The organism is Peptococcaceae bacterium 1198_IL3148 (assembly GCA_036763105.1).
Taxonomy (GTDB): domain Bacteria; phylum Bacillota; class Desulfotomaculia; order Desulfotomaculales; family Desulfohalotomaculaceae; genus JBAIYS01.
Genome location: JBAIYS010000003.1, coordinates 14,928 through 36,153, shown reverse-complemented (window position 1 = coordinate 36,153; position 21,226 = coordinate 14,928). Strand labels below are relative to the sequence as shown.

Sequence of the window (21,226 nt, the reverse complement as noted above, 5' to 3'; positions counted from 1 at the left end):
TTTTATATCCTAACCTCGCATATCTTTATTAATTTTAGCCACCCTTTGCTGCAACTGCGGTAATGACAGGCTATCACCGGCAGTTAGCTGTTTTTCTATGTCCTGTAATGATTTAAAGAGTTTTTTATCGGAAGTTAAATAAACGGTATATTGCTGATATTGGTTACTGATTTTTTGATGCGCCTGTTGCCGAATTGCTTTTAAACGCAGTCTGTCAAAACCCGTTACTTCTATGGCCACAGATATTTCTTTGTTTACCACCACCGCGGTACTGTTTTGGACGCCAGTTACTTCTCTACAAAGGGCTTTAACCTGTTGCGCCAACAGTGGGTCAACTTCTATTTGGACGTCGGTTTTGGTTGGTTGTGGTTTTTGTTGAGGGCTTTGGTCTGCACAACCCAAACATAAGGTTAGTAACAAAATATAACTACAAAGCAACAATTTTTTATTAAATAGCACTTTAACACCTACCCTTTTCCAACATATTGTTAACCTTTAGGCCTGACTAACAGGGCAGCAATGAAACCAAATATTATGGCTGCTGATATACCGGCACTGGTAACTTCAAAAATGCCTGTCAGTATGCCCACTATCCCCGTCTGTTCAGCCTCCGCCATTGCTCCATGTAACAACGAATTGCCAAAGCTGGTGATGGGCACAGTTGCACCCGCTCCAGCAAAGTCAATCAGTGGTTCATATAAACCTAAGCCCGCTAAAACTGCTCCCGCCACCACCAGTGTACTCATGGTGTGAGCGGGGGTCAGTTTAGCGACATCCATTAAAAGCTGACCAATTACGCAAATAATGCCTCCAACCACAAAGGCCCATAAATATGATTCCAAATTCTTCACCCCTATTGTTGATACTCAATAGCCACTGCATGGGCGATACCGGGAATGGTTTCTTTTTGTTGGTAGGAAAGCGGTGATAATAAAGCCCCAGTGGCAACTATTAATACTTTTCTCAATTCTCCCCTTTTCATGCGATTGAGAATATGTCCATAGGTAACGGTGGCTGCACAACCACAACCACTCCCACCTGAGAAGACCGGTTGATCTTGGTTATATATCAATAACCCACAGTCGGTAAATATTTCCTCTGGAATATTGATATTATGCTTCTTAAACAAATCCGTCGCAATTTGATGGCCGACCCGACCTAGGTCTCCGGTGGCTATCAAATCATACTCATTTGCCTTGATGTTTAAATCTCTAAAGTGGGCGGTTATGGTATCCACCGCTGCCGGTGCCATGGCGCCCCCCATATTAAATGGATCACTGATACCCATATCAATTACTCGGCCGATGGTGGCAGCTGTTACCTTGGGTCCAGTTCCTTCGGTGCCCAATACCGCCACCCCCGCTCCGGTCACTGTCCATTGAGCCGTTGGCGGCTTTTGGGATCCATATTCGGTGGGATAACGGAATTGTTTTTCTGCAGTGGCATTATGACTAGCGGTGCCACTGAGTACAAATTGAGCAGCTTTGCTATCTATTAACAAAGAAGCCAAAGCTAAACTCTCCATAGAAGTGGAACAGGCCCCAAACAAACCAATATAAGGAACTGACAATGTTCTGGCCGAAAAACTGCTGGTTATAATTTGATTTAATAGATCCCCGCTTAAAAAAAACTGGATATCTTCTTTCTGAAGTCCAGCTTTTGCAATGGCCATTTCTGATGCTTCTTCCATCATTTTCTTTTCTGCCTTCTCAAAGCTGTCCTGGCCTAACCATATGTCTCCATGAATGACATCAAAATCTTCAGTTAGCGGCCCTTGGCCTTCAAAGGGGCCAACCACTGTGGCAGTGGATACAATGGTGGGCTTATTGCGAAATACCCAGGTTTGATGACCATGCAACACTTTATGCCCCTCCCAACATAGAAAATGTGGTATTTATCAGAGCGATGACAAAGGCGGCAAAGACACCAAATACAATTACCGAACCCGCCAATTTAAACATATTACCTCCCACCCCCAACACCAAGCCTTCGCTGCGGTGTTCAATGGCTGCTGAAGCCACCGAATTAGCAAAGCCGGTAATTGGCACCGCTGAACCTGCCCCTGCCCATTGGGCCAGATGGTCATAGACCCCAAATGATGTCAGGATTACAGAAATAATAATCAATACTGCCACGGTCGGATTACCGACGGTTTTTTCGGTAAAGTCAAAGTTCCAAAGAAAAATTTCTGATACCCCTTGACCCAACGCGCAAATGGCTCCACCTACCAAAAAAGCTCTCAAGCAGTTGGCCACCACTGGTCGCTGGGGCTCCCGGGCCTTAGCAATCTTTTGATATTCTTGTTGTGTGGGCGTTAATTTTTTCTTGATTTTATTAGACATGTATAATACACCCCTTATCTCTTAAGCAATGGTTCAAGGTCGTTAACTACGTCAGCCAATTCCTTGGCACAGTGACCAAACATTTCCTTTGCCTCTGGTTGCTTAGTGCCCAATGCATATAACTCACAATCAGCTTGACACTTCTTTAAAGTTGCATGGGCCAATTCTTTGGTTTTAGGTTTTGGTACAATGATGGCATCATTAAACAGGTCTAGATAAAGCTGCCCCATGGAATCAACCTGGGCTAAAAATACATTTTCCGGTGCCACACCTACTTTTTCCAATTCGGTATGCAACCAATGCCTGTTCAGACCCATGGCTGTTAATGGTTCATCCATCATCACCCCATCCAGCATTATCGTTTGGGGCACGCTCTCTTGGCTGACTGTAATACCCATGGTTTTTGCAGATAGAGGTTGTCTGTCCTTTTTCAGCAGAACACTGACATCGCCATTGGGTTCTAAAATAGCAAATTCCACATCGGCGAAGGCAAAGACGTCCTTTCTTCTTAATTTACTCAACAAATCTTCGGGGGTAAGCCTGGCTTCAACCAACTTGTCTTCAAGCACTTTGCCATGGTTTATTAAAATGGTTTCCTTCCCTTGCAGAATGTCCCGGACAGTTTTATATTTCAGTGATAGCAAATATAAAGCTATCGGGATCAATGTCCAAACTGCCAGTGCCACTAGACCGGTAGAAATCTCTACTAAGTCTAATGAAATAACTGTGGCAATGGCCCCTACAGCAATTGCGGTGATTAAATCAAAAAATGTGAGTTGGGCGGTCTGTCTTTTGCCCATTAATCTAATCAGCAAAAGCGTTAATACTAATATTCCTAACGAACGCAAAAACACATTTAACCATTCAGGCATACCCATTACCCCTTTGAATTATATGTTAAAAACCTCGGTATTGAGGTTCTTCATATTCCAATTGCTTAATTCGACCTTCTATATTGGCAATCACCTTTTCAATTTTATTAATGTTAAATTCTAGAATATCCTTTGATTGTTGCTCCGGATGAAGCATGGCAAAGGCCTTTAAAGTCTGCTGAACACCTTTAAGACTGGCCATGGTCTGTTTCACTTCTGCTGCTATGGTCATCTAACCACCCACTTTAATATCCTTGATATTGGGGTTCTTCGTCTTCCAACTGGGCTACCCGGGGTTCTAAGCTTTGTACAACGCTTTTTATTTTTTGTGCCGCTTCTCCATAGATCTTTTTAGCCTCTTGATTTTGTGTTTGTAGTGCAAAGGTTTCTAAGCTGGCCTGAGCACTTTTTAACCCTGCCATTGTTTGTTTCACTTGGATACCAACAGTCATGCCATACACCCCTCTTATTAAAATTGATAAATATATTATCTCACCTGTGATTTCTAATTATTTAAAGATTACATCAGTTTTGATATGAATAAAGATGCCAGCCCAAAATAGACTGTTAAAGAAAAGATATCATTTAACGTGGTAATTAAAGGGCCAGAGGCTATGGCCGGGTCAATATTAAAGCGGTATAATAGTAAAGGAATAATGGTACCAGCCAGTGTACCAATTATTAATGTGATAAATAATGAACTGCTCACCACCAGAGCCAACACCAAATCTCCTTGCCACAACAGCGCAATTATGGCCAGCAGTGCACCACATACTAAGCCGATAATAAAGCCCACGCCAAATTCTCTGATAATTAATCGGTATGCCTCTTTGCGATCGATGTCGTGGGTTGCCAATCCACGAATCACCACTGCCAGTGACTGAGTACCGGTATTTCCCGTCATGCCAGATATCATCGGCATAAAAAAAGCTAAAGCAACTACCCTTTGCAAAGTACCTTCAAAACCACTGATAATACTGCCAGAAATGATACCAATAAATAATAGCAATATTAACCACGGCAACCGACGATAAGAGGCAGTTAAAACAGTGGTGTTAAAATCAATGGCTTTACCCGATGCGGAAAATTTTTCGATATCTTCGTTGGCTTCTTGAATCACCACGTCAATGACATCATCCACCGTAACTATACCCACCAATCTATTGTGTTCATCCACCACCGGCACCGCAATGAAATCGTAACGTTCAATAATTCGGGCCACTTGCTCTTGATCAGCATCCACCGGTACAGAAATTACCCGGCTAAACATAATATCCTCAATTTTTTCGTCGATATCAGCCAATAATAGGTCTCGATAGGATACCACCCCGACCAAAATTTTTTCTTCGTTTAGCACATATAGGTAATAAATGTTTTCAGCAATCTCTGCAAAGGATTTGAGTTTATCCACCGCTTCTCTAACGGTATAATAATTTCTAATCCAAACATAACGGTTGGTCATAATTCCCCCCGCAGTTTCAGCGGGATAACGCATTAAACTTTGAACGGTTTGAGATTCCTCCCGTTGCATTAAGTTTAAAAACTCTTCGGATTTACTGCGGGAAAGTTGGTTTAGCAAATCAACCAAATCATCATTTTCCATAAGGTCCATTATGCGGGATGATTTTTCAACACCCAAGTTATGTAGTATTGCAATTTGCGCTTCTTTGTCCGATTCTTCAATTAATCTGGCAATTTGTCTGGCAGTTAATAATGATAAAAATTTATGACGATGTTTTATCGGTAGTTGTTGAAAAAGTTCTGCAATGTCGTATGGTTGTAACTCGTCTATTACCACTTGAAAGGCTTCTCTTTGCTGTTCCTTCATATACTTAATAATCAATAACAAAAGTTGCTGCTCAGTATCCATTCCATTCACCACCATCCACATATTATGTCTCCTACCCAAGAGCATATTTATTTTTTTAATGCAAAAAATGATATGTATGAAATCCTAAACATTGGAGGAGATACAAATGACCAAACGCATCCGTTGTGAATCGATGGCAGAACTTGAACAATTTTTAAATCATAGCATCAGTGGACAATTGGATTTTCGCGCTTATCCCATTGCTGGAAATCCGGAAGATTTTCATTACAACCAACATGAACAAGTGGTTGTACGGAAAAAAGATGGTAGGCAATTTGACAATGTAGAAGATTTTCTTTGCTATGCCTTTCAATGTGATCTGGAGGGTTATGCCCACACTGAGCATGTTGATGTGGAAACCATAAATTAACATAACAGGACAGATAGTGGCGCAACGAACTGAAGTTAGCGAAGGAGGCTGTCGGAGGCGGGGTGGCGCATAGGACGTGCGCCACCGGCAACTGAGCCATAGACGTTTTTAAAGCGATTTTTTAAAATAAAAAAAGCAACCGAATTTTACGGGATTGCTTTTTTGGGGCTATTATTTTGCTGTGAACTGTCGTCTTTGTGGGGATATAATTTTTCCAAAGTCAGCACCCACTTTTTAGCAATGGGGTCGTATTGCAACTTTTGTAACTTATATTGTTTTTTCATATTATTTCTAAACCAACTAATGGCCACGCCCACATTGCTTTCATCTAAAAAAATCTTTTTCAATTATAATCCCCCCCGTACATAGAAATTTAATGGTGGTAAAATAAAAACTGTTATTATTTTATTACTGTAAGTTAATAATGATGACAATTAATTATAATTGTGCATGTTAGATAGGTTTGCTCTGGACAATGGCCACACCGGAACTGGTGCCGATACGGGTTGCCCCGGCTTCAATCATGGCCAGTGCATCCCTTAGGGTTTTAATGCCACCGGATGCTTTGACCCCTACATTGTCACCAACAGTTTTTCTCAGTAACGACACATCCTCCACAGTGGCGCCGCCGGATGAAAAACCAGTGGAAGTTTTAACGTAATCTGCACCGGCGCCAATTGCCAAATTGCAAGCCCTTACTTTCTCTTCATCGGTGAGTAAACATGTTTCTAAAATCACCTTAACCAATGCACCACCTCGGGCAGCGTCAACCACTGCTTTGATGTCTGCAACCACTTTGTCGTCTAGGTAAGATTTTAACAGGCCAATATTGATTACCATATCAATTTCGGCGGCGCCACTGTCAATGGCGGTGCTGGTTTCAAAGGCCTTGGTTTGCGTGGTGGTTTGCCCCAAGGGAAACCCTATTACCGTGGCCACTTTAATTGGTGTCTCCTTTAAGATTTCATAAGCAACGGGCACCCAATGGGGATTTACACATACCGCTGCAAATTGATACTGGATCGCCTCTTTAGATAAATTAATTATTTGTTCCCTGGTGGCTTCGGGTTTTAATAGTGTATGATCAATCATTTGAGCTAATTTTTTTATCATCCGTTACTCTTCCTTTCAATATGCTAGTTTGCTATCACATCATAAATTAATGGCAATTTATCTACCTTGTCATTTACAATGTGATAAGAATTCTGAACAAGCTTAATTACTTGCTCCACCCCTTGATGATTGCTATGGATAGTAACTAGGGATTCGCCAGCCTGCACCCGATCCCCAATTTTCTTTTGCAAAACCAGCCCCACCCCGAGATCTATTTTTGATTCCTTTGTGGCCCGACCGGCCCCTAATATCATGGCAGCAGTGCCAATATCATCGGCCTTAAGGGCAGATACAAAGCCAGACACAGGCGCCTTAACCTCAAATTTGTATTTGGCAGCGGGGAGTTTGTCAAGATCCTCCACCACCGAAGCATCGCCGCCTTGGGCGGCTAAAAAGGTTTTAAAGGTGTTTAGCGCATTGCCACTGGCTATAGATTCCAATAGCATCTGCCGAGCAATCTCGGGGTTGGGGGCTTTTTCTGCTAAATAAACCATTTGACTTGCCAATGTTAGACACAATTCTTCTAAATCCTTTGGGCCATGTCCCTTTAAAGTGGCTATCGCTTCCTTTACTTCAAGGGCATTGCCCACGGCAAAGCCCAATGGTTGACTCATATCAGAAATAATTGCTATCGTTTGGCGTCCCAATTGATTGCCAATCTCCACCATGGCCTGGGCCAGCTTTGTTGCTTCGCCCAAGTCCTTCATAAAAGCACCGGAACCAGTTTTTACATCCAAAACTATGGCATCGGCGCCCGAAGCTAGTTTTTTACTCATTATGGAACTGGCAATTAAAGGTATAGATTCTACTGTGGCAGTCACATCCCTAAGGGCATAGAGCTTTTTATCCGCAGGAGTTAAATTAGCACTTTGACCAATCACGGCAACTTTGTTTTTGTTTACCAATCTAATAAATTGATCGTTATCTATTTCCACCTGAAAACCGGGAACCGATTCCAGTTTATCTATTGTACCTCCGGTATGGCCTAAACCTCGACCAGACATTTTAGCAACAGGCACACCCACAGAAGCCACCAGCGGTGCCAATACCAAAGTGGTGGTATCCCCCACCCCCCCTGTACTATGTTTATCAACCTTAATGCCATCAATGGCTGATAAGTCGATCTGATCACCGGATTTAACCATGGCCATGGTTAAATGGGATCGTTCAGCTTTATTCATATCTTGATAATATATTGCCATCGCTAAAGCGGACATTTGGTAATCGGGGATGTCTCCCTTGGTATATCCCTGGATTATAAAGTCAATTTCTTCTTGATTTAATTCCAGACCATCTCTTTTTTTCTTAATTAAATCTACCATTCTCATTTTAAATCATCCCTTATTTATATAATGACATTTTTCTATTATCCCATTCCTATAGAGTTATTTTAAAATACTGAAAATATTAATCAATATTAGTTTAACATAAAAAAGGCTTTTCATGTGAATTATTTCTTTAATGTAACAGTAATTTACTTAACCGACCTGATTAATCCCAGCCAGAAGTGGTCAAAATAAATTAAGTGGTTGGAAAGGAGGAAAAGTAATGCCTAAATTTAAAAAGGTAAATAACAAAAATGGTGAATTTGCAATGGGATACAGCATGGTGAGGGAGCCCACCGGTTCTGCCGAGGCTATCAATGTGGACGGCACCGCTGACCCAAATGAGGATTATGTATCTAAAGAAAAATTAAAGTTTAAGAAGTAGTTAAAGGGGGGGCTAAACAGTGACATGCCCCCTCTTTATTTACAGATAAGTATTAGCAACCCACCATCCCAAGCATATTTTTACATTTAAAACATATTGTTATAATATACTTTTTTAGGAGGTGCAAATAACATGCGGCCACTTAAGACCGAAATAAATAACAATCAAGGCCCTGCAATAAGCTGGACTACTATTTATAAAGGCACGTTAATCACGCTGGTATTTTCATTGTTGCTCAGCATCATTGCCGGTATGGTTTTTTACTTAACTAGCTTGTCAGAAAACACTTTATCCTGGGTAGCTTCGGCAATACTGGGCATCAGTATTTTTTCTGGGAGTTTCTTAGCGGCATACAAAGTGGGCTATAAGGGGCTGTATCATGGTATTGGCATTGGAGTGTTATATTTCATACTGGTTTGGATAATAGCGGGACTATTTTTACCCAGTGGTGTAGCATTGGCTGGCTTCGCTATCAAATTTGTTATCTCCCTAATCGCCGGTGCCATAGGTGGTGTAATTGGCGTTACTTTATCAGCGTAAATTAACTAATATTTTTCATTTGATTTACTGTCGGCAAATAGATCGTAAAATTACTCCCTTCACCTGATTTACTTTGCACACTGATACGCCCACCATGACTTTTGATGGTTTGGTAACACACCGTGAGACCTAGACCGGTATTATTAGCACAGGAGGAGTAAAAGGGGTTAAATATTTTTTGAATTTCCTCTTTGGTCATGCCAACACCATTATCGCAAAAATTGATTTCAAATTCATTGCTATCTTGATGAAAGCTAACATTAATTGTTAATACTCCGCCAGTGGGCATAGCATTGATGGCATTAAGAGCCAAATTTAAAAAAACTTGCTTCATTTGGTTGACATCTAACACTGCCAAAGGTAAATTGGGCTGATAATTTCTGATTATTGTTACATTGTGACAAACAGCTTCACCATCAAGTAAAATAGAAATATCCTCTAACAAATGCTCCAATTGACTAAATGTTAAATTATCTCTGGTGGAAAGGGATAGCTGTTCCATTTCGTTAATAATTACGTTAATCCGATCAAGGCTCTCCAAAGCCACTACGATATGCTGTCTGGCCACATCGTCTTCCCGGAAACGATTATTAATAAGTTGTAGTAGTCCCCTGGCACTGGTAAGGGGATTTTTTATTTCATGGGCCACCCCTGCGGCCAATTCGCTGATCATAGATATTTTTTCAGTTTGTTGAATTTGATCCCACATCTGTTGTCTGGTGGTAATATCGGTGGCGGTGAGCAGCACGTTGACACAGCTTTCATTGGTATCATAAAGAATCTCAGTATTAATTATTAAGTGTTTTTTTTCACCATCTGACAAATCAAGGTAGTAATCATAATTTCGGATAGGTTTGCCAGTGGTTATCGTCCACTCCAGCAATTTATAGGGGCATTTTTTTTGTTGACTGTGCCTATTATTGTCGCACCTTTGACATTGAAAAAGGCACCGGGCAGTGGGATTACACATTACAATGTTACCTTCACCATCGAATACCAAAACTGCCACTGGTAAATTGCTTAGCACTTCATCTATTAAATTTTTTGTGTCTGCCACTTTATCCACAAGTTTATTTATTCCATCAGTTACTTCACCCCATAAACCTGGTAATTTATTAAAACGATAACTGGGATTATCGTTGAGCTTACTTAAACCCTGATAAATTAGCTTTATTCTTCGGTATGCAATACTTTGCAACACAAATAACACAACAAAAAGTACACTAACTAAAATGATGATTTCCAAATAAAAAACTGCCTCGTCAGTTCTAAAGCCCATAAACCATAGGATTGTCTTTGTGGTAATGTAAATAGCGACTACCGTCACCACATTTAATATATAAAAGAATAATTTGTGTACCCTTATCAAAATCCTTTACCCCCAAATAGTGGTTTGATTCAAGAAATTCCACAATAATAAGATAATCCCCTTCCTATTATTGGCAATTAATTTGTCGAAAAAAAATAGGTAGGACCGAAGGCCTACCTAATGCTAGTACTTATTTAATAAACTTAGCCAATATCGACCGCAAAAAGCCTGGCAATTTGATGTAATAAACCCGCAATGCTTTTCACCCCTTCAAATAAAATACTTACTGTTTATTTTATGTTGAAAGGTGCTGAATGTGCATGCGCAATTAAAATTTTGGCACCGATATTTTACTTACCATCAGCCAGGCCAACAGCAACACCATTACCAGGATAATACCGCCGTTTAAATTTTTAGACACCAGCAGCACCAAAGCCAATAAACCTCCGGCCACTGTAATCGGCACCCCTTGAAATTTACCAGTGAAGATTTCTGAATTGAAACGAGCTAACCTCAAAGCTCCACAGATCACAAAAACTACCGCCGCTGCTAAGCCAGGAATGCCAAAATCCACCAAAACAGTGGCATAGGCCAAAATAGCTGGCGCCACCCCAAAGCTCACTAAATCAGACAGGGAATCCAACTCTTTACCAAAGTCAGATGCCACTTGAAGACGCCTCGCCACTCTACCATCCATACTATCCATAATGGTGGCAAACAACACCATGGCCGCTGCCCAATTGTAACTTTCAGCCATAATTAGTACCAGAGACATTACTCCGGCCACAAGATTTATCGTTGTTAAAATGTTTGGTATATGTTTACCTTTCATTTGGGAGCCTCCCTATAATTGTTTCACCTCCGCGCACCTTGTCACCCGCTTTAACCCTAAGCTCAGTTTGCAAAGGCAAAAACAACTCGGTACAGGAACCAAACTTAATTAGTCCAAATCTTTCTCCCCGCTCTAACTGATCTCCCACATCTACCCAACAAACGATGCGCCGGGCGATAAAGCCGGTAACCTGAGTAACCATAACCCGCCATTTGCCGGTCTTAATACCAATAAAACTTTTTTCGTTTATTTCTGAGGCATGGCTTTTAAAAGCTGGTAGGAATTTACCCGGTCTATAGGACCGGTATTCCACTTCACCCACCACCGGTGAGCGGTTAATGTGCACATTAAAAACCGATAAAAAAATACTGACTCTTAGCGCTTTACCTTTAATGTAATCATTTTCTAGCACCTCGTCTATTGTCATTATGGTACCATCAGCCGGTGAAATAATCAGATCTTCTTCTGATGGAATAACGCGATTGGGATTGCGAAAGAAAAAGGCTACAAATATTAATAAAATACCAGGAACTATTGCCACCAGTGGCTGAAACAAATAAGCCAACACTGTTATCACTGCCAGTATTGCCAAATAAAGCCAACCATCCTGAGCAATTGGATATACATGTCTCTTCATTACGATTTAATAGTCCTCCTTATAGATTGTAACCTACATAGTTTACCATAACATCCACGTTACTACCAGTTTCGGTTTCACTGATCATTGATTATATTTTTTACTTTACTCAACATTAGTTGTTTATCGCCGCGCATATAGGTGCTAATGGGCAGAGAATTTAAAAATTTGCGACCATACTTTTTGTCCACAATTCTTCTGTCTAAAACTATTACTGCTCCCCGATCATATTTGGTGCGAATTAGCCGACCAAACCCCTGTTTAAATTTGATTATTGCCTCGGGTAAGCTAAAATGGTAAAATCCATCCTTGTTATTTTTATACAGTGCCTCGGTTCTGGCTGCCACCAAGGGCGCGTTTGGTGGCCAAAATGGTAATTTTACCAAGATAACACAGGATAATGATTCCCCGGGGATATCTAAACCCTCCCAAAAGCTTGAAGCCCCAAAGAGTACCGCTTTATTATTTTGTTTAAACTCTTCCACCAGTCTAGTTCTACTGCCATCTATATCGTGGCCCAATAACAGAATATCTTGTTCTTCCATTGATGGTTTAAGCTGATAATACACCTTTTTAAGGATTTTGTGCGCAGTGAAAAGAACTAACGTCCTACCACCCACCAAGGTGGCTAAGTCACCAATGGTTTCCGCTAATAAATTTAAATATTGGGGCTCTGGTATAGACCTTTGGTCAGGAAAGTTATCAATAATATAAAGGAGGCTTTGGTCATCATATTGAAAAGGTGAATCAACTTTAATTTCCACTAATCTTTCCGGATCCACTAGGTTAAGCCCATTGCGCTCAATAAAGTGGTTAAAGCTTCCGTCAACCGTTAGGGTTGCTGAAGCAAATATAATGGTATCTTTATATACATAAAGCAAACTATGCAATAAAGTTCCCACTTCAACAGGGGCTGCGTGTAACGATATATATACTTGGCCTGAGTTAGCCAGATAACCATCAAGCCAATAAACATTATCATTATTGCTACAGTCACATGTGAATTCTATGTCGGTGGCCAGCGAAAAACCGTTTTCGGCTAACAAAGCGATTTCTTTAGATGTCTCATTTTCTTCAACTAGCAGATGTCCCTCCATATCTTCTGCCACTTGCATCATTGCTGCGGACAATGTCTTTATGCGTTGCACCAAATTTTCAATATCTATCTTGTAATTGGTTAAATCAAAACCAGGCTTTAATCTTAAAGTATATCTGATGTCATTTGCTTCCGAACTATTTACCAACAATTCGGCCATCAGCTCAAAAAAAACCTCAGTGGCCTCTTTAACTTGAAATTGTAGCTCTTTAAGCTTATTAAGTCTATCAACCCATTGCTCATGGTTTCCGGGCGCAGGCATATTATTTAACCTGGCGGTGGTTTTATTAACCAACCCCAACCAACGGGTTATGCCCACCTTAGTCACAATTGTTCCCAAGTGATCGGTGGCGGTACTTTCTAAGTGGTGAGCTTCATCAAAAATTAATACTTTGTAAGGAGGCAACACCCTGTTGTCAGCTTTAATATCTGCACAAACCAAGGAATGATTGGCAATGATAATATTAGCATTTTCCGCTCGCTTTTTCATTCGACTTACAAAACAGGTGCGGTGAAAAAATCCGCATCTTTTACCTAAGCAGCCGTCACTTTCCGCGCAGATATTGTTCCATAAATCAACTTCCTGCCAGTTAATATTCAGTTCAGTGCGGTCTCCAGTTTCGGTTGTTGTCAACCAAACTAAAATTCGAGCATAAAATCCGGCATCGCGAACCTTTAAATTAGGGGAAGATAATTCTGCATACCAGCGGCGCAAACAGATGTAATTACTGCGCCCCTTCACTAAAGCTGCTTTAAAATTAAAATCTGGAAGAGATTGGAGTAAAGGGATATCTTTGTTCCACAACTGCTCTTGTAGGTTGATGGTATGGGTAGAAATAACCACCCGGCGATTATTTTTTTGGGCCCATAAAACTGCTGGCACCAAGTAAGCCATACTTTTACCTGTACCGGTACCTGCTTCGGCCAGCATGTAAATATCGTCATTTAAAGATTGGGTGACAGATTTTGCCATGGCAATTTGTTGGGGGCGGTATTCGTAGCGTTCTATGGTCCGGCTTAATAAACCGTTATCCCCCAAGCAGTTGACAACGTCATCTTCATTTAATGGCAAAACATCTCTTTCATCCTCTTCTTCTTCAAATAGCCCGACAGAAAATTCATCCATAATTGGTTTTAGGCCTGAAATGCTACTAATTTTGCGATTGGCTATTTCCTTAGCAGCATGCTTGGCCATATCCTCAATTACCCCACACCAAGGCGAGCCATTTACTTCTAACAATGTAATTAAATCCCGCAACAAAGGTAGTTCAAAAACTGATAATCGCCGCAATAATTCCACAGCCAGTAATGCAGCACCTAGGGCATCAGCATATGCTCGGTGCTGTTGACTCAAATCAATATTACAAACTTTACATAACGTTGTCAGCCGATGATTAGGTGCATCAGGCAATACAAATTTGGCTAAATCCAACGTATCATACAGTTGATTTGGGATGGGGTTGGTGGTGGTGCTTCCTAAGGCTGTTGCTAAAAAATCTCTGTCAAACATCACATTATGACCAATGAGGGGGAAATCACCAATAAAATCTATGATATCGGGTAAAATTTCATTAATAATTGGCTTATCGCTCAAATTCTCATCGTTTAAACCAGTTAAACGTTTAATTTTTACCGGCAGTTTAACCCCGGGATTAACAAGGGTATGATAGCAATCTTTAACTTCACCATCAACTAGCTTCACTAATCCCACTTCTATAATCTTGTCCACCTGATGATTTACACCGGTGGTTTCCAAGTCAAGGCTGACATAAGTACCATGCAATTTATACACCTACTATTTACTATTAACCAGTTGTTGTTGGTCATTACTATTTTGTTCATCATTTTGCTGTTTTTTCTTGACTCGTTTTTCTAGCTCATTAGTCAATATCAGTATATTTAATAAAATTCTATGTTTTTAAATTAAATCCTGCTTAATAAAACGGTATGCTTCTTTAATAGCCATATTATAAACTGCTTTTACAGCGATGTTATTTTTTTGGGCCAGTTTAATACAATCCTCATACTCCGGTGCTATATTCATGATGCGACTAGCCTGATGAGCTATTTTTACCGCAACGTTACCAAAACAAGTCTCCACTTGAATAACGACACGCTTCAACACTTGGCGCCGAGCAGGATATATGCGGTAGCCAATGGCGCTGGTTTCTTCAAATATCACTTGTCCCAATTGATGCTCTAATTCTGCTGGACTTAATAGCTGCAAGATACAACCGGGCCTACCCTTTTTCATCAAAGCAGGGGTGATAGTTACATCTAAAGCACCTAACTCAAGAAGTTTATTGATTACAACTGGGTACAATTCGGGGTTCATATCATCGATATTGGTCTCAATCACAGATATCGTTCCGTCTGTTAGCGGTTTTTTTTTATTTCTCCAATATGTATTCGCAACAAGTTAGGAATTGATAAATCACCGTCCCCGGCACCATATCCCACTGTTTCACTAATCATTTCAGGCATTGGTCCAAAACAATGACAAATTGAGGTTATTATTGCCGCCCCCGTTGGTGTAACCAATTCTTGATTTATATCCCCATGTTGGCAGGGCACACCCTTTAGTAGCTCTGCCGTTGCCGGTGCGGGAATGGGAATAGTCCCATGGGAACATTGAACAAATCCACTACCGGTGGTCAGTGAAGAGGCCATTACCTGCTCAATGCCAAGCAAGTGAAAACCCACAGCAGCACCGACAATGTCGATGATGGCATCCATTGCTCCCACTTCGTGAAAATGCACCTCCTCGACGGTGGTACCGTGCACTTTAGCTTCAGCTTGGGCCAGACGACTAAATATATCTAAAGCGGTATTTTTAATATCCTGATCCAGATTGCTATCGTTAATAATTTGCTGAATGTCATGAAGGTTTCTGTGCCGGTGGTTGTGGTTATTACCGTGATTGTGATGGTGCTGTTCCTTTGCCTGAACAGCAAATTTAGTACCACTGATACCATTCTTTTTAACTTTTTCCACTTTAAGTTGCCAACCGGCTAAGTTTAATTTTTTCAACTCCCCTTGTAACAACTCAAGGGATAAACCTGCATCTAATAACGCACCGATGATCATGTCACCAGCTATTCCAGCAAAGCAATCTAAATAGGCCACTTTCATCGTCAAATCTCTCCCAACTTATTTATTAATGATGCCGCGTAACCACCGCCAAATCCATTATCTATGTTTACCACAGTGACACCGGCGGCACAACTGTTTAACATACCTAAAAGGGCAGCTAAGCCGCTAAAATTAGCACCATAACCAACACTGGTGGGCACCGCAATAATGGGTTTTTCCACCAACCCCCCCACCACGCTGGGCAGGGCACCCTCCATACCGGCCACCACCACCAACACTTTAGCTTGCTTTATCTGGTCTAAGTTATTTAGCAGGCGATGTAAACCTGCCACCCCAACATCATAGAGCCTATCTACGTTATTGCCCAAAACCTCGGCTGTAATTGCTGCCTCCTCCGCCACCGGCAAGTCAGAAGTTCCAGCACACATCACCAGAATATTTCCCACCTTTGATACTGTTTTCTGCCGGAGAGTAATAATCTTGGGTAAATCAAAGTACTGTACGGTGGGAATTATATTTTTAATCATTATATACATTTCTCTTGTTGCTCTAGTTGCTAAAACGTTATTGCCCTTAGTGGCTAGATTTACAAATATTTCCTTTACCTGCTCAGCAGTTTTGCCGGCACAGTAGATTACTTCCGGGAAACCGCAACGCAGTTCACGGTGATGATCCACCTTGGCAAAGTACAACTCTTGGTAAGGATAATGTTGTAAGCTTGCCAATGCCTGTTCCACATCCAGTTCTCCCTGTTTAACCTTTAATAGAACATCTCTAAGTTGTGCTTTGCTCATGGTCACCACCCTGTCTGATAACTCTATTCATACTGCCCCTCACATAACCATCCAAATCAAGTGTTACATATTTGAAGCCTAATTGTTTTAACTCCATAGTGATTGCTGTTTTATTATCAAGTACCACCGTCAACTGGTCAGGGTTTACTTCGATTCTGGCAATATCGCCATGGTCCCTCAACCGCACATTCTGTAAGCCAGCGGCAATCAACATTCTTTCAGCTTTTTCAATGCGTCGTATGCGCTCAACGGTAATAGCAATACCAAATTCAATTCTAGTGGCCAAACAGGATTGGGCGGGAGTGTTCCAAGTTGGTAAGCTCCATTTTTTGGAAATGGTTCTAATTTCTTGTTTGCATAAATTTGCTTGTCGCAAAGGACTCTCTATGCCCAGTTCTTTGATCGCCCGCATACCCGGTCGATAATCTTTGGCATCATCGGTATTTGATCCTTCAATGACCACCATGTTTCTCTGTGCCGCCATTTCTTTCAATAACCCCAATCGATGTTGTTTACAGTAATAACAACGATCAATATTATTTTCTTTAAAAGCAGCAATATTTAGCTCATTACTATGTTTAATTAAATGTCTAACACCAAGTAGTCTGGCGATTTGTTGCGCCCGTAGCAATTCCTGCTCTGTGTAGGTTTCGGAAACTGTAGTCACTGCCAACACTTTTCGAGTTCCCAAAGCCTTACGAGCAGCCGCCAGCAGCAACACACTATCAGTGCCTCCAGAATAGGCCACCAAGGTATTGTGGTATTGCAATAATATGTCGTTCAATAGTGCTATTTTATTTTCTAAATCCTTCCTGTACATGGAAAACTCCACTTTCTTTAATAATATAATTACATTTTATCCCATAAATGCATAGTTAAAAAGAACATCTGATACATTTGTGGTATTATGTGTATAGGTAGGTGATTAAACTGAGTAAAAATAATAGTAATGAGCTTGATATTATAGGCCTTTTGGACTTTATTGAAAAAATTGCAGGACATGATTGGATGGAAAATTGGGTACACGGTATGCGGGATAATTTCGGCCGATTGCCTCAAAATGTCCCCCCGCTGGCGGTTAGTTGGTTAAAGGCTAAAGATGAGTTGGCCGCCTTTCAACTTACTGACAATTTAAAGTTGTCGGAATCCACGGTCAGATTGCTACAACTGGGGGATGATCTCAAGCTATTGCGAGATTACAAAGACATTGGCCACCAAATAACGTTACTTAAAGGAAATGTTGAACAATACAGCCACGTCTGTTATCAAATGTATATAGCCGCCCATTACCATCGAAAAAAGGTGAATTTCATTTTGCCATCGGATATATCACAACCAGATTTAACATTGTTGGATAAACACCAGCAAACAGCGGTGGCCACCGTGGCACCAGTATTAGAAAATGGGTCGATGTTGGTAAAGAATTTGCCTTTAATTATTAATAATATTGTTACAAAATTAGCAAATAAGGTGAAAGTGATCTATATTGATTTTCCACTGCCACCCTGCTTTACCGTGGAGCAATTTGCAGAAGAAGTCGTTAAGCAGAATAGGCTGACCCCCTTAGATGCTAATATATCTGTCATAATTACCATCTCTTATGTAAAAAGCCAACCTGTGCCTAGCCTCAACCACTCAATTGTTCCATTAAGGTAGGCCTAAGGATTTTATAAAATTTTTGCTTGATGGTCATATAATGATACCTATTCTTCCATACTATATGCATGCCACTTAATATGGAGGTGTACCGGTGAGCGAAACCATTAGCGTAGACATTGCCATTATTGGTTGTGGCCCTGCAGGGTTAGCGGCGGCAATCAATGCTAAAATCCGTGGCAAATCATTAGCCCTATTAGGTTCGGGCTTTTGTAGTCCTAAACTACATAAAGCCCCCCACATCGATAATTATCTTGGCTTTCATAGCATCAGCGGCGAAGAACTGCGTCAAAGGTTTATGGAACATGTGGCCGCCATGGGGATTGAGATTCTTAACAATCGCGTAACAATGGTTGTCCCCCAACATGAAGGATTTGTCATACAAGCTAAGGATAAAGTTTTTAACGCCAAAGCGGTGATTTTAGCCACTGGGGTAAGCGTCGCTAGGTTATTACCCGGAGAACAAGAAAAATTAGGTCTCGGGGTAAGTTATTGTGCCACCTGCGATGGCGGTCTATATAAAAACCGCATAGTGGCGGTACTGGGGTACAGCGAAGAAGCAATTGAAGAAGCTAATTATTTGTCCACCCTTTGTGAAAGGGTAATCTTTTTCCCGCTATTTAAAAATAAATTTGAACAAAACTATCACCTAAAAGATAATATTGAAGTTATTAAAGATAGCAAACCCTTATCCATAGAAGGGGATATGTTTGTGTCAGGGGTCAAACTGGATGACAACAGCTTACTGGAGGTGGCGGGCGTTTTTGTTATTCGAGATGCAGTGCTTCCAGATCAGTTAATCCCCGGTATTGAAATTGAAAACGGCGCCATCAAAGTCAATCGTGACTTGACCACCAGTATTCCAGGAATATATGCCGCTGGGGATAACACCGGACTGCCCCATCAAATCAATAAAGCAGCTGGCGAAGGTCAAGTGGCTGCCTTAAATGCCGTCAAGTATATTGACAGTCAAAAGAAATAGGGTTGGCCCTATTTCTTTTTGTTAGATATCTAAGGTTTGACTGGGTTCCAATAGCGTTACTTTGGTGCTGGTACTTTGCTCCACTTGATTTTTAAACGTTTCTGGATTTTGGTTAATTAAAGGAAAAGTATTATAATGCATTGGTATGGCAACACGGGGTTTCAACATCTTCACCGCCACCACTGCGTCTTCGATACCCATGGTGAAGTTATCGCCAATGGGTAATAGGGCCACATCAATTTTATGTAAACTGCCGATCAGATTCATGTCGCCAAATAAACCGGTATCACCAGCATGATAAACGGTCTTGCCACCCAGCGAGATTATAAACCCGCAAGGATTACCCAAATACTCTGCGGGACCATCATTGCCCCCCAGCGAACTGCCGTGTAGCGCCTGGGTTAATTTTACTCTTAGATTGCCAAAATCGTGGCTACCGCCAATGTGCATTTGATGAGCGCAGCAACCATTACGGGCACAGTAGTTGGCAATTTCAAAAACGCTTATTACCACCGCCTCCGACTGCTTGGCTATTTGAATGGCATCTCCTAAGTGGTCATTATGACCATGGGTTATCAATACATAATCAACCTTTAAATCCCCTACGTTAACCTTAGCCCGAGGATTGCCTGTGATAAAAGGATCAACCACCACTTTAATCCCTGCATTTTCCAGTAGAAAACCTGCATGACCTAAAAAGGTTATTTGCATCCACAATCACTCCTTTGATGTTCTTGTTAAATTATATCTATTTGCCATTATTACCCATAATCCTGCAGCTAACACTTGCAAATTAGTATTTTAAACACTATACTTTAATACGTATGCAATGTTAATTTACACAGGGAGTGACTATAGATGCCTTTAAAATGCGGCATTGTTGGTTTGCCTAATGTTGGTAAATCAACTCTTTTTAATGCCATCACCCAAGCTGGCGCGGAATCCGCCAACTATCCCTTTTGCACCATCGACCCTAATGTTGGTGTGGTAACGGTGCCAGACGAACGACTGGACAAGCTCACAGAATTGGTTGTACCCAAAAAGACTATACCCACCACCTTTGAATTTGTAGACATCGCCGGCTTAGTGGAAGGAGCCAGTCGCGGCGAAGGCCTAGGCAATAAGTTTTTATCCCATATTAGAGAGGTGGATGCCATCGCCCATGTTGTGCGCTGCTTTGACGATGATAATATCACCCACGTTTCCGGTGGCGTTGACCCAATCAGGGATATTGAAGTAATCAACTTGGAACTGGTGTTGGCTGACATGGAAAGCATGGAACGCCGCCAAGAACGTTTAGCCAATAAGCTGAAATCCCGGGATAAGGATGCTAAGTTTGAATACGATTTAATTCAAAGGTTAAAGGACGAAGCCTTTAACCATGGCAAAGCTGCCAGAAGTCTTGAATATAGCGATGAAGAATGGCAAGTGCTAAAACATTTCCATCTGTTAACTATTAAGCCAGTCATTTATGTTACTAATGTTGGCGAAGATGATATTGCTGGCATTGATGATAATATCTACGTCCAAAGGGTTAAAGAATATGCCTCCCAAGAGGGTGCCACTGTGGTTCCTGTTTCAGCAAAACTAGAATCAGAAATCGTAGAGTTAGAGGGGGAAGAAAAGCTGCTATTCTTGGAGGAACTGGGTTTAAAAGAATCCGGTCTAGATAAGTTAATCAAAGCCTCTTACAGCCTGCTGGGTCTAATTACTTATTTTACAGCGGGAGTACAGGAGGTTAGGGCGTGGACCATTACTAAGGGTACCAAAGCTCCCCAAGCAGCCGGTGTAATTCACACTGACTTTGAACGGGGTTTTATTAGAGCAGAAGTTGTTGCCTACGAGGATTTAATGGCCGCTGGCTCGATGGCCCAAGTGAGAGAGAACGGCAAGCTGCGCCTGGAAGGAAAAGAGTATGTGGTCAAAGATGGCGACATCATGCACTTCAGATTCAATGTCTAACCACATCAGTTATATTTATAAAGGGCTGTTGCAAAACATTGCAACAGC

General features: G+C 41.2%; 26 protein-coding genes. 6 read left to right on the top strand and 20 right to left on the bottom strand.

Annotated features, from left to right (window positions below; genetic code table 11):
• Positions 1–9 precede the first annotated feature (9 nt).
• The 8 genes from V6C27_03970 to mgtE form a co-directional block, all read right to left on the bottom strand.
• Positions 10–420 carry a YhcN/YlaJ family sporulation lipoprotein gene (locus V6C27_03970; GenBank protein MEG6615584.1) on the bottom strand — a complete coding sequence of 137 codons (411 nt, stop codon included), beginning with the start codon at positions 418–420 and terminating at the stop codon, positions 10–12.
• A 68-nt stretch (positions 421–488) separates the two neighbouring features.
• Positions 489–842 carry a stage V sporulation protein AE gene (gene spoVAE / locus V6C27_03965; GenBank protein ID MEG6615583.1) on the bottom strand — a complete coding sequence of 118 codons (354 nt, stop codon included), beginning with the start codon at positions 840–842 and terminating at the stop codon, positions 489–491.
• Positions 843–853: 11 nt separating this feature from the next.
• Positions 854–1,861 carry a stage V sporulation protein AD gene (gene spoVAD, locus V6C27_03960; GenBank protein MEG6615582.1) on the bottom strand — a complete coding sequence of 336 codons (1,008 nt, stop codon included), beginning with the start codon at positions 1,859–1,861 and terminating at the stop codon, positions 854–856.
• Between the two features lies 1 nt (position 1,862).
• Positions 1,863–2,342 (bottom strand): stage V sporulation protein AC, encoded by a 480-nt coding sequence (gene spoVAC, locus V6C27_03955; protein ID MEG6615581.1) that lies wholly within the window; start codon positions 2,340–2,342, stop codon positions 1,863–1,865.
• Positions 2,343–2,356: 14 nt separating this feature from the next.
• A complete protein-coding gene (locus V6C27_03950; GenBank protein MEG6615580.1) occupies positions 2,357–3,214 on the bottom strand; it encodes a DUF421 domain-containing protein in 858 nt (285 codons plus the stop codon).
• A gap of 25 nt (positions 3,215–3,239) precedes the next feature.
• Positions 3,240–3,446, bottom strand: coding sequence for a DUF1657 domain-containing protein (locus V6C27_03945; protein ID MEG6615579.1), 207 nt, complete (start codon positions 3,444–3,446; stop codon positions 3,240–3,242).
• A gap of 13 nt (positions 3,447–3,459) precedes the next feature.
• Entirely contained in the window at positions 3,460–3,666 is a 207-nt protein-coding gene (locus V6C27_03940) for a DUF1657 domain-containing protein (protein MEG6615578.1), read from the bottom strand.
• A gap of 68 nt (positions 3,667–3,734) precedes the next feature.
• The gene (mgtE, locus tag V6C27_03935) at positions 3,735–5,084 is read right to left on the bottom strand and encodes a magnesium transporter (protein ID MEG6615577.1); all 1,350 of its coding nucleotides are present in this window, start codon (positions 5,082–5,084) and stop codon (positions 3,735–3,737) included.
• 106 nt (positions 5,085–5,190) lie between these two features.
• Between mgtE and V6C27_03930 the strand changes: the two genes are divergently transcribed.
• Positions 5,191–5,454: a hypothetical protein gene (locus tag V6C27_03930; GenBank protein MEG6615576.1), complete on the top strand. Its 264-nt coding sequence runs from the start codon at positions 5,191–5,193 to the stop codon at positions 5,452–5,454.
• 146 nt (positions 5,455–5,600) lie between these two features.
• On the opposite strand, the gene V6C27_03925 is transcribed toward V6C27_03930, so the two are convergent.
• The 3 genes from V6C27_03925 to V6C27_03915 all read right to left on the bottom strand — a co-directional run bounded on the left by V6C27_03925 (position 5,601) and on the right by V6C27_03915 (position 7,895).
• Positions 5,601–5,801, bottom strand: coding sequence for a hypothetical protein (locus tag V6C27_03925; GenBank protein MEG6615575.1), 201 nt, complete (start codon positions 5,799–5,801; stop codon positions 5,601–5,603).
• 106 nt (positions 5,802–5,907) lie between these two features.
• Positions 5,908–6,567, bottom strand: a complete 660-nt coding sequence (gene deoC / locus V6C27_03920) for a deoxyribose-phosphate aldolase (GenBank protein MEG6615574.1) — start codon at positions 6,565–6,567, stop codon at positions 5,908–5,910.
• A gap of 23 nt (positions 6,568–6,590) precedes the next feature.
• Positions 6,591–7,895, bottom strand: coding sequence for a pyrimidine-nucleoside phosphorylase (locus V6C27_03915; GenBank protein ID MEG6615573.1), 1,305 nt, complete (start codon positions 7,893–7,895; stop codon positions 6,591–6,593).
• Positions 7,896–8,115: 220 nt separating this feature from the next.
• On the opposite strand from V6C27_03915, the gene V6C27_03910 reads away from it, so the two are divergent.
• Positions 8,116–8,277 (top strand): hypothetical protein, encoded by a 162-nt coding sequence (locus tag V6C27_03910; protein ID MEG6615572.1) that lies wholly within the window; start codon positions 8,116–8,118, stop codon positions 8,275–8,277.
• Positions 8,278–8,409: 132 nt separating this feature from the next.
• Positions 8,410–8,817: a TIGR04086 family membrane protein gene (locus V6C27_03905; protein MEG6615571.1), complete on the top strand. Its 408-nt coding sequence runs from the start codon at positions 8,410–8,412 to the stop codon at positions 8,815–8,817.
• A gap of 1 nt (position 8,818) precedes the next feature.
• On the opposite strand, the gene V6C27_03900 is transcribed toward V6C27_03905, so the two are convergent.
• The 8 genes from V6C27_03900 to larE form a co-directional block, all read right to left on the bottom strand.
• Complete coding sequence (locus tag V6C27_03900; GenBank protein MEG6615570.1) at positions 8,819–10,186, bottom strand: ATP-binding protein; 1,368 nt, start codon at positions 10,184–10,186, stop codon at positions 8,819–8,821.
• A 268-nt stretch (positions 10,187–10,454) separates the two neighbouring features.
• Positions 10,455–10,958: a CDP-diacylglycerol--serine O-phosphatidyltransferase gene (gene pssA / locus V6C27_03895; protein ID MEG6615569.1), complete on the bottom strand. Its 504-nt coding sequence runs from the start codon at positions 10,956–10,958 to the stop codon at positions 10,455–10,457.
• Positions 10,948–11,595, bottom strand: a complete 648-nt coding sequence (locus tag V6C27_03890) for a phosphatidylserine decarboxylase family protein (protein MEG6615568.1) — start codon at positions 11,593–11,595, stop codon at positions 10,948–10,950. Before V6C27_03890 ends, pssA begins: the two co-directional genes overlap by 11 nt.
• Positions 11,596–11,672: 77 nt before the next feature.
• Complete coding sequence (locus tag V6C27_03885; protein MEG6615567.1) at positions 11,673–14,474, bottom strand: helicase C-terminal domain-containing protein; 2,802 nt, start codon at positions 14,472–14,474, stop codon at positions 11,673–11,675.
• A 135-nt stretch (positions 14,475–14,609) separates the two neighbouring features.
• Positions 14,610–15,050, bottom strand: coding sequence for a nickel insertion protein (gene larC / locus V6C27_03880; GenBank protein MEG6615566.1), 441 nt, complete (start codon positions 15,048–15,050; stop codon positions 14,610–14,612).
• Between the two features lie 17 nt (positions 15,051–15,067).
• Positions 15,068–15,823, bottom strand: a complete 756-nt coding sequence (gene larC / locus V6C27_03875; protein ID MEG6615565.1) for a nickel pincer cofactor biosynthesis protein LarC — start codon at positions 15,821–15,823, stop codon at positions 15,068–15,070.
• 2 nt (positions 15,824–15,825) lie between these two features.
• Complete coding sequence (gene larB / locus V6C27_03870; GenBank protein ID MEG6615564.1) at positions 15,826–16,578, bottom strand: nickel pincer cofactor biosynthesis protein LarB; 753 nt, start codon at positions 16,576–16,578, stop codon at positions 15,826–15,828.
• The gene (larE, locus tag V6C27_03865; GenBank protein ID MEG6615563.1) at positions 16,559–17,398 is read right to left on the bottom strand and encodes an ATP-dependent sacrificial sulfur transferase LarE; all 840 of its coding nucleotides are present in this window, start codon (positions 17,396–17,398) and stop codon (positions 16,559–16,561) included. Before larE ends, larB begins: the two co-directional genes overlap by 20 nt.
• Positions 17,399–17,499: 101 nt before the next feature.
• Here larE and V6C27_03860 point away from each other — a divergent pair, with 101 nt between their 5' ends.
• On the top strand, positions 17,500–18,234 hold the full coding sequence (locus tag V6C27_03860; protein ID MEG6615562.1) for a hypothetical protein: 735 nt from the start codon (positions 17,500–17,502) through the stop codon (positions 18,232–18,234).
• 94 nt (positions 18,235–18,328) lie between these two features.
• Entirely contained in the window at positions 18,329–19,216 is an 888-nt protein-coding gene (locus V6C27_03855) for an NAD(P)/FAD-dependent oxidoreductase (protein MEG6615561.1), read from the top strand.
• Positions 19,217–19,237: 21 nt separating this feature from the next.
• Here V6C27_03855 and V6C27_03850 read toward each other — a convergent pair whose 3' ends face one another.
• A complete protein-coding gene (locus V6C27_03850; GenBank protein ID MEG6615560.1) occupies positions 19,238–19,927 on the bottom strand; it encodes a metal-dependent hydrolase in 690 nt (229 codons plus the stop codon).
• A 147-nt stretch (positions 19,928–20,074) separates the two neighbouring features.
• Between V6C27_03850 and ychF the strand changes: the two genes are divergently transcribed.
• A complete protein-coding gene (ychF, locus tag V6C27_03845) occupies positions 20,075–21,178 on the top strand; it encodes a redox-regulated ATPase YchF (GenBank protein MEG6615559.1) in 1,104 nt (367 codons plus the stop codon).
• The last annotated feature ends 48 nt before the right edge of the window (positions 21,179–21,226 follow it).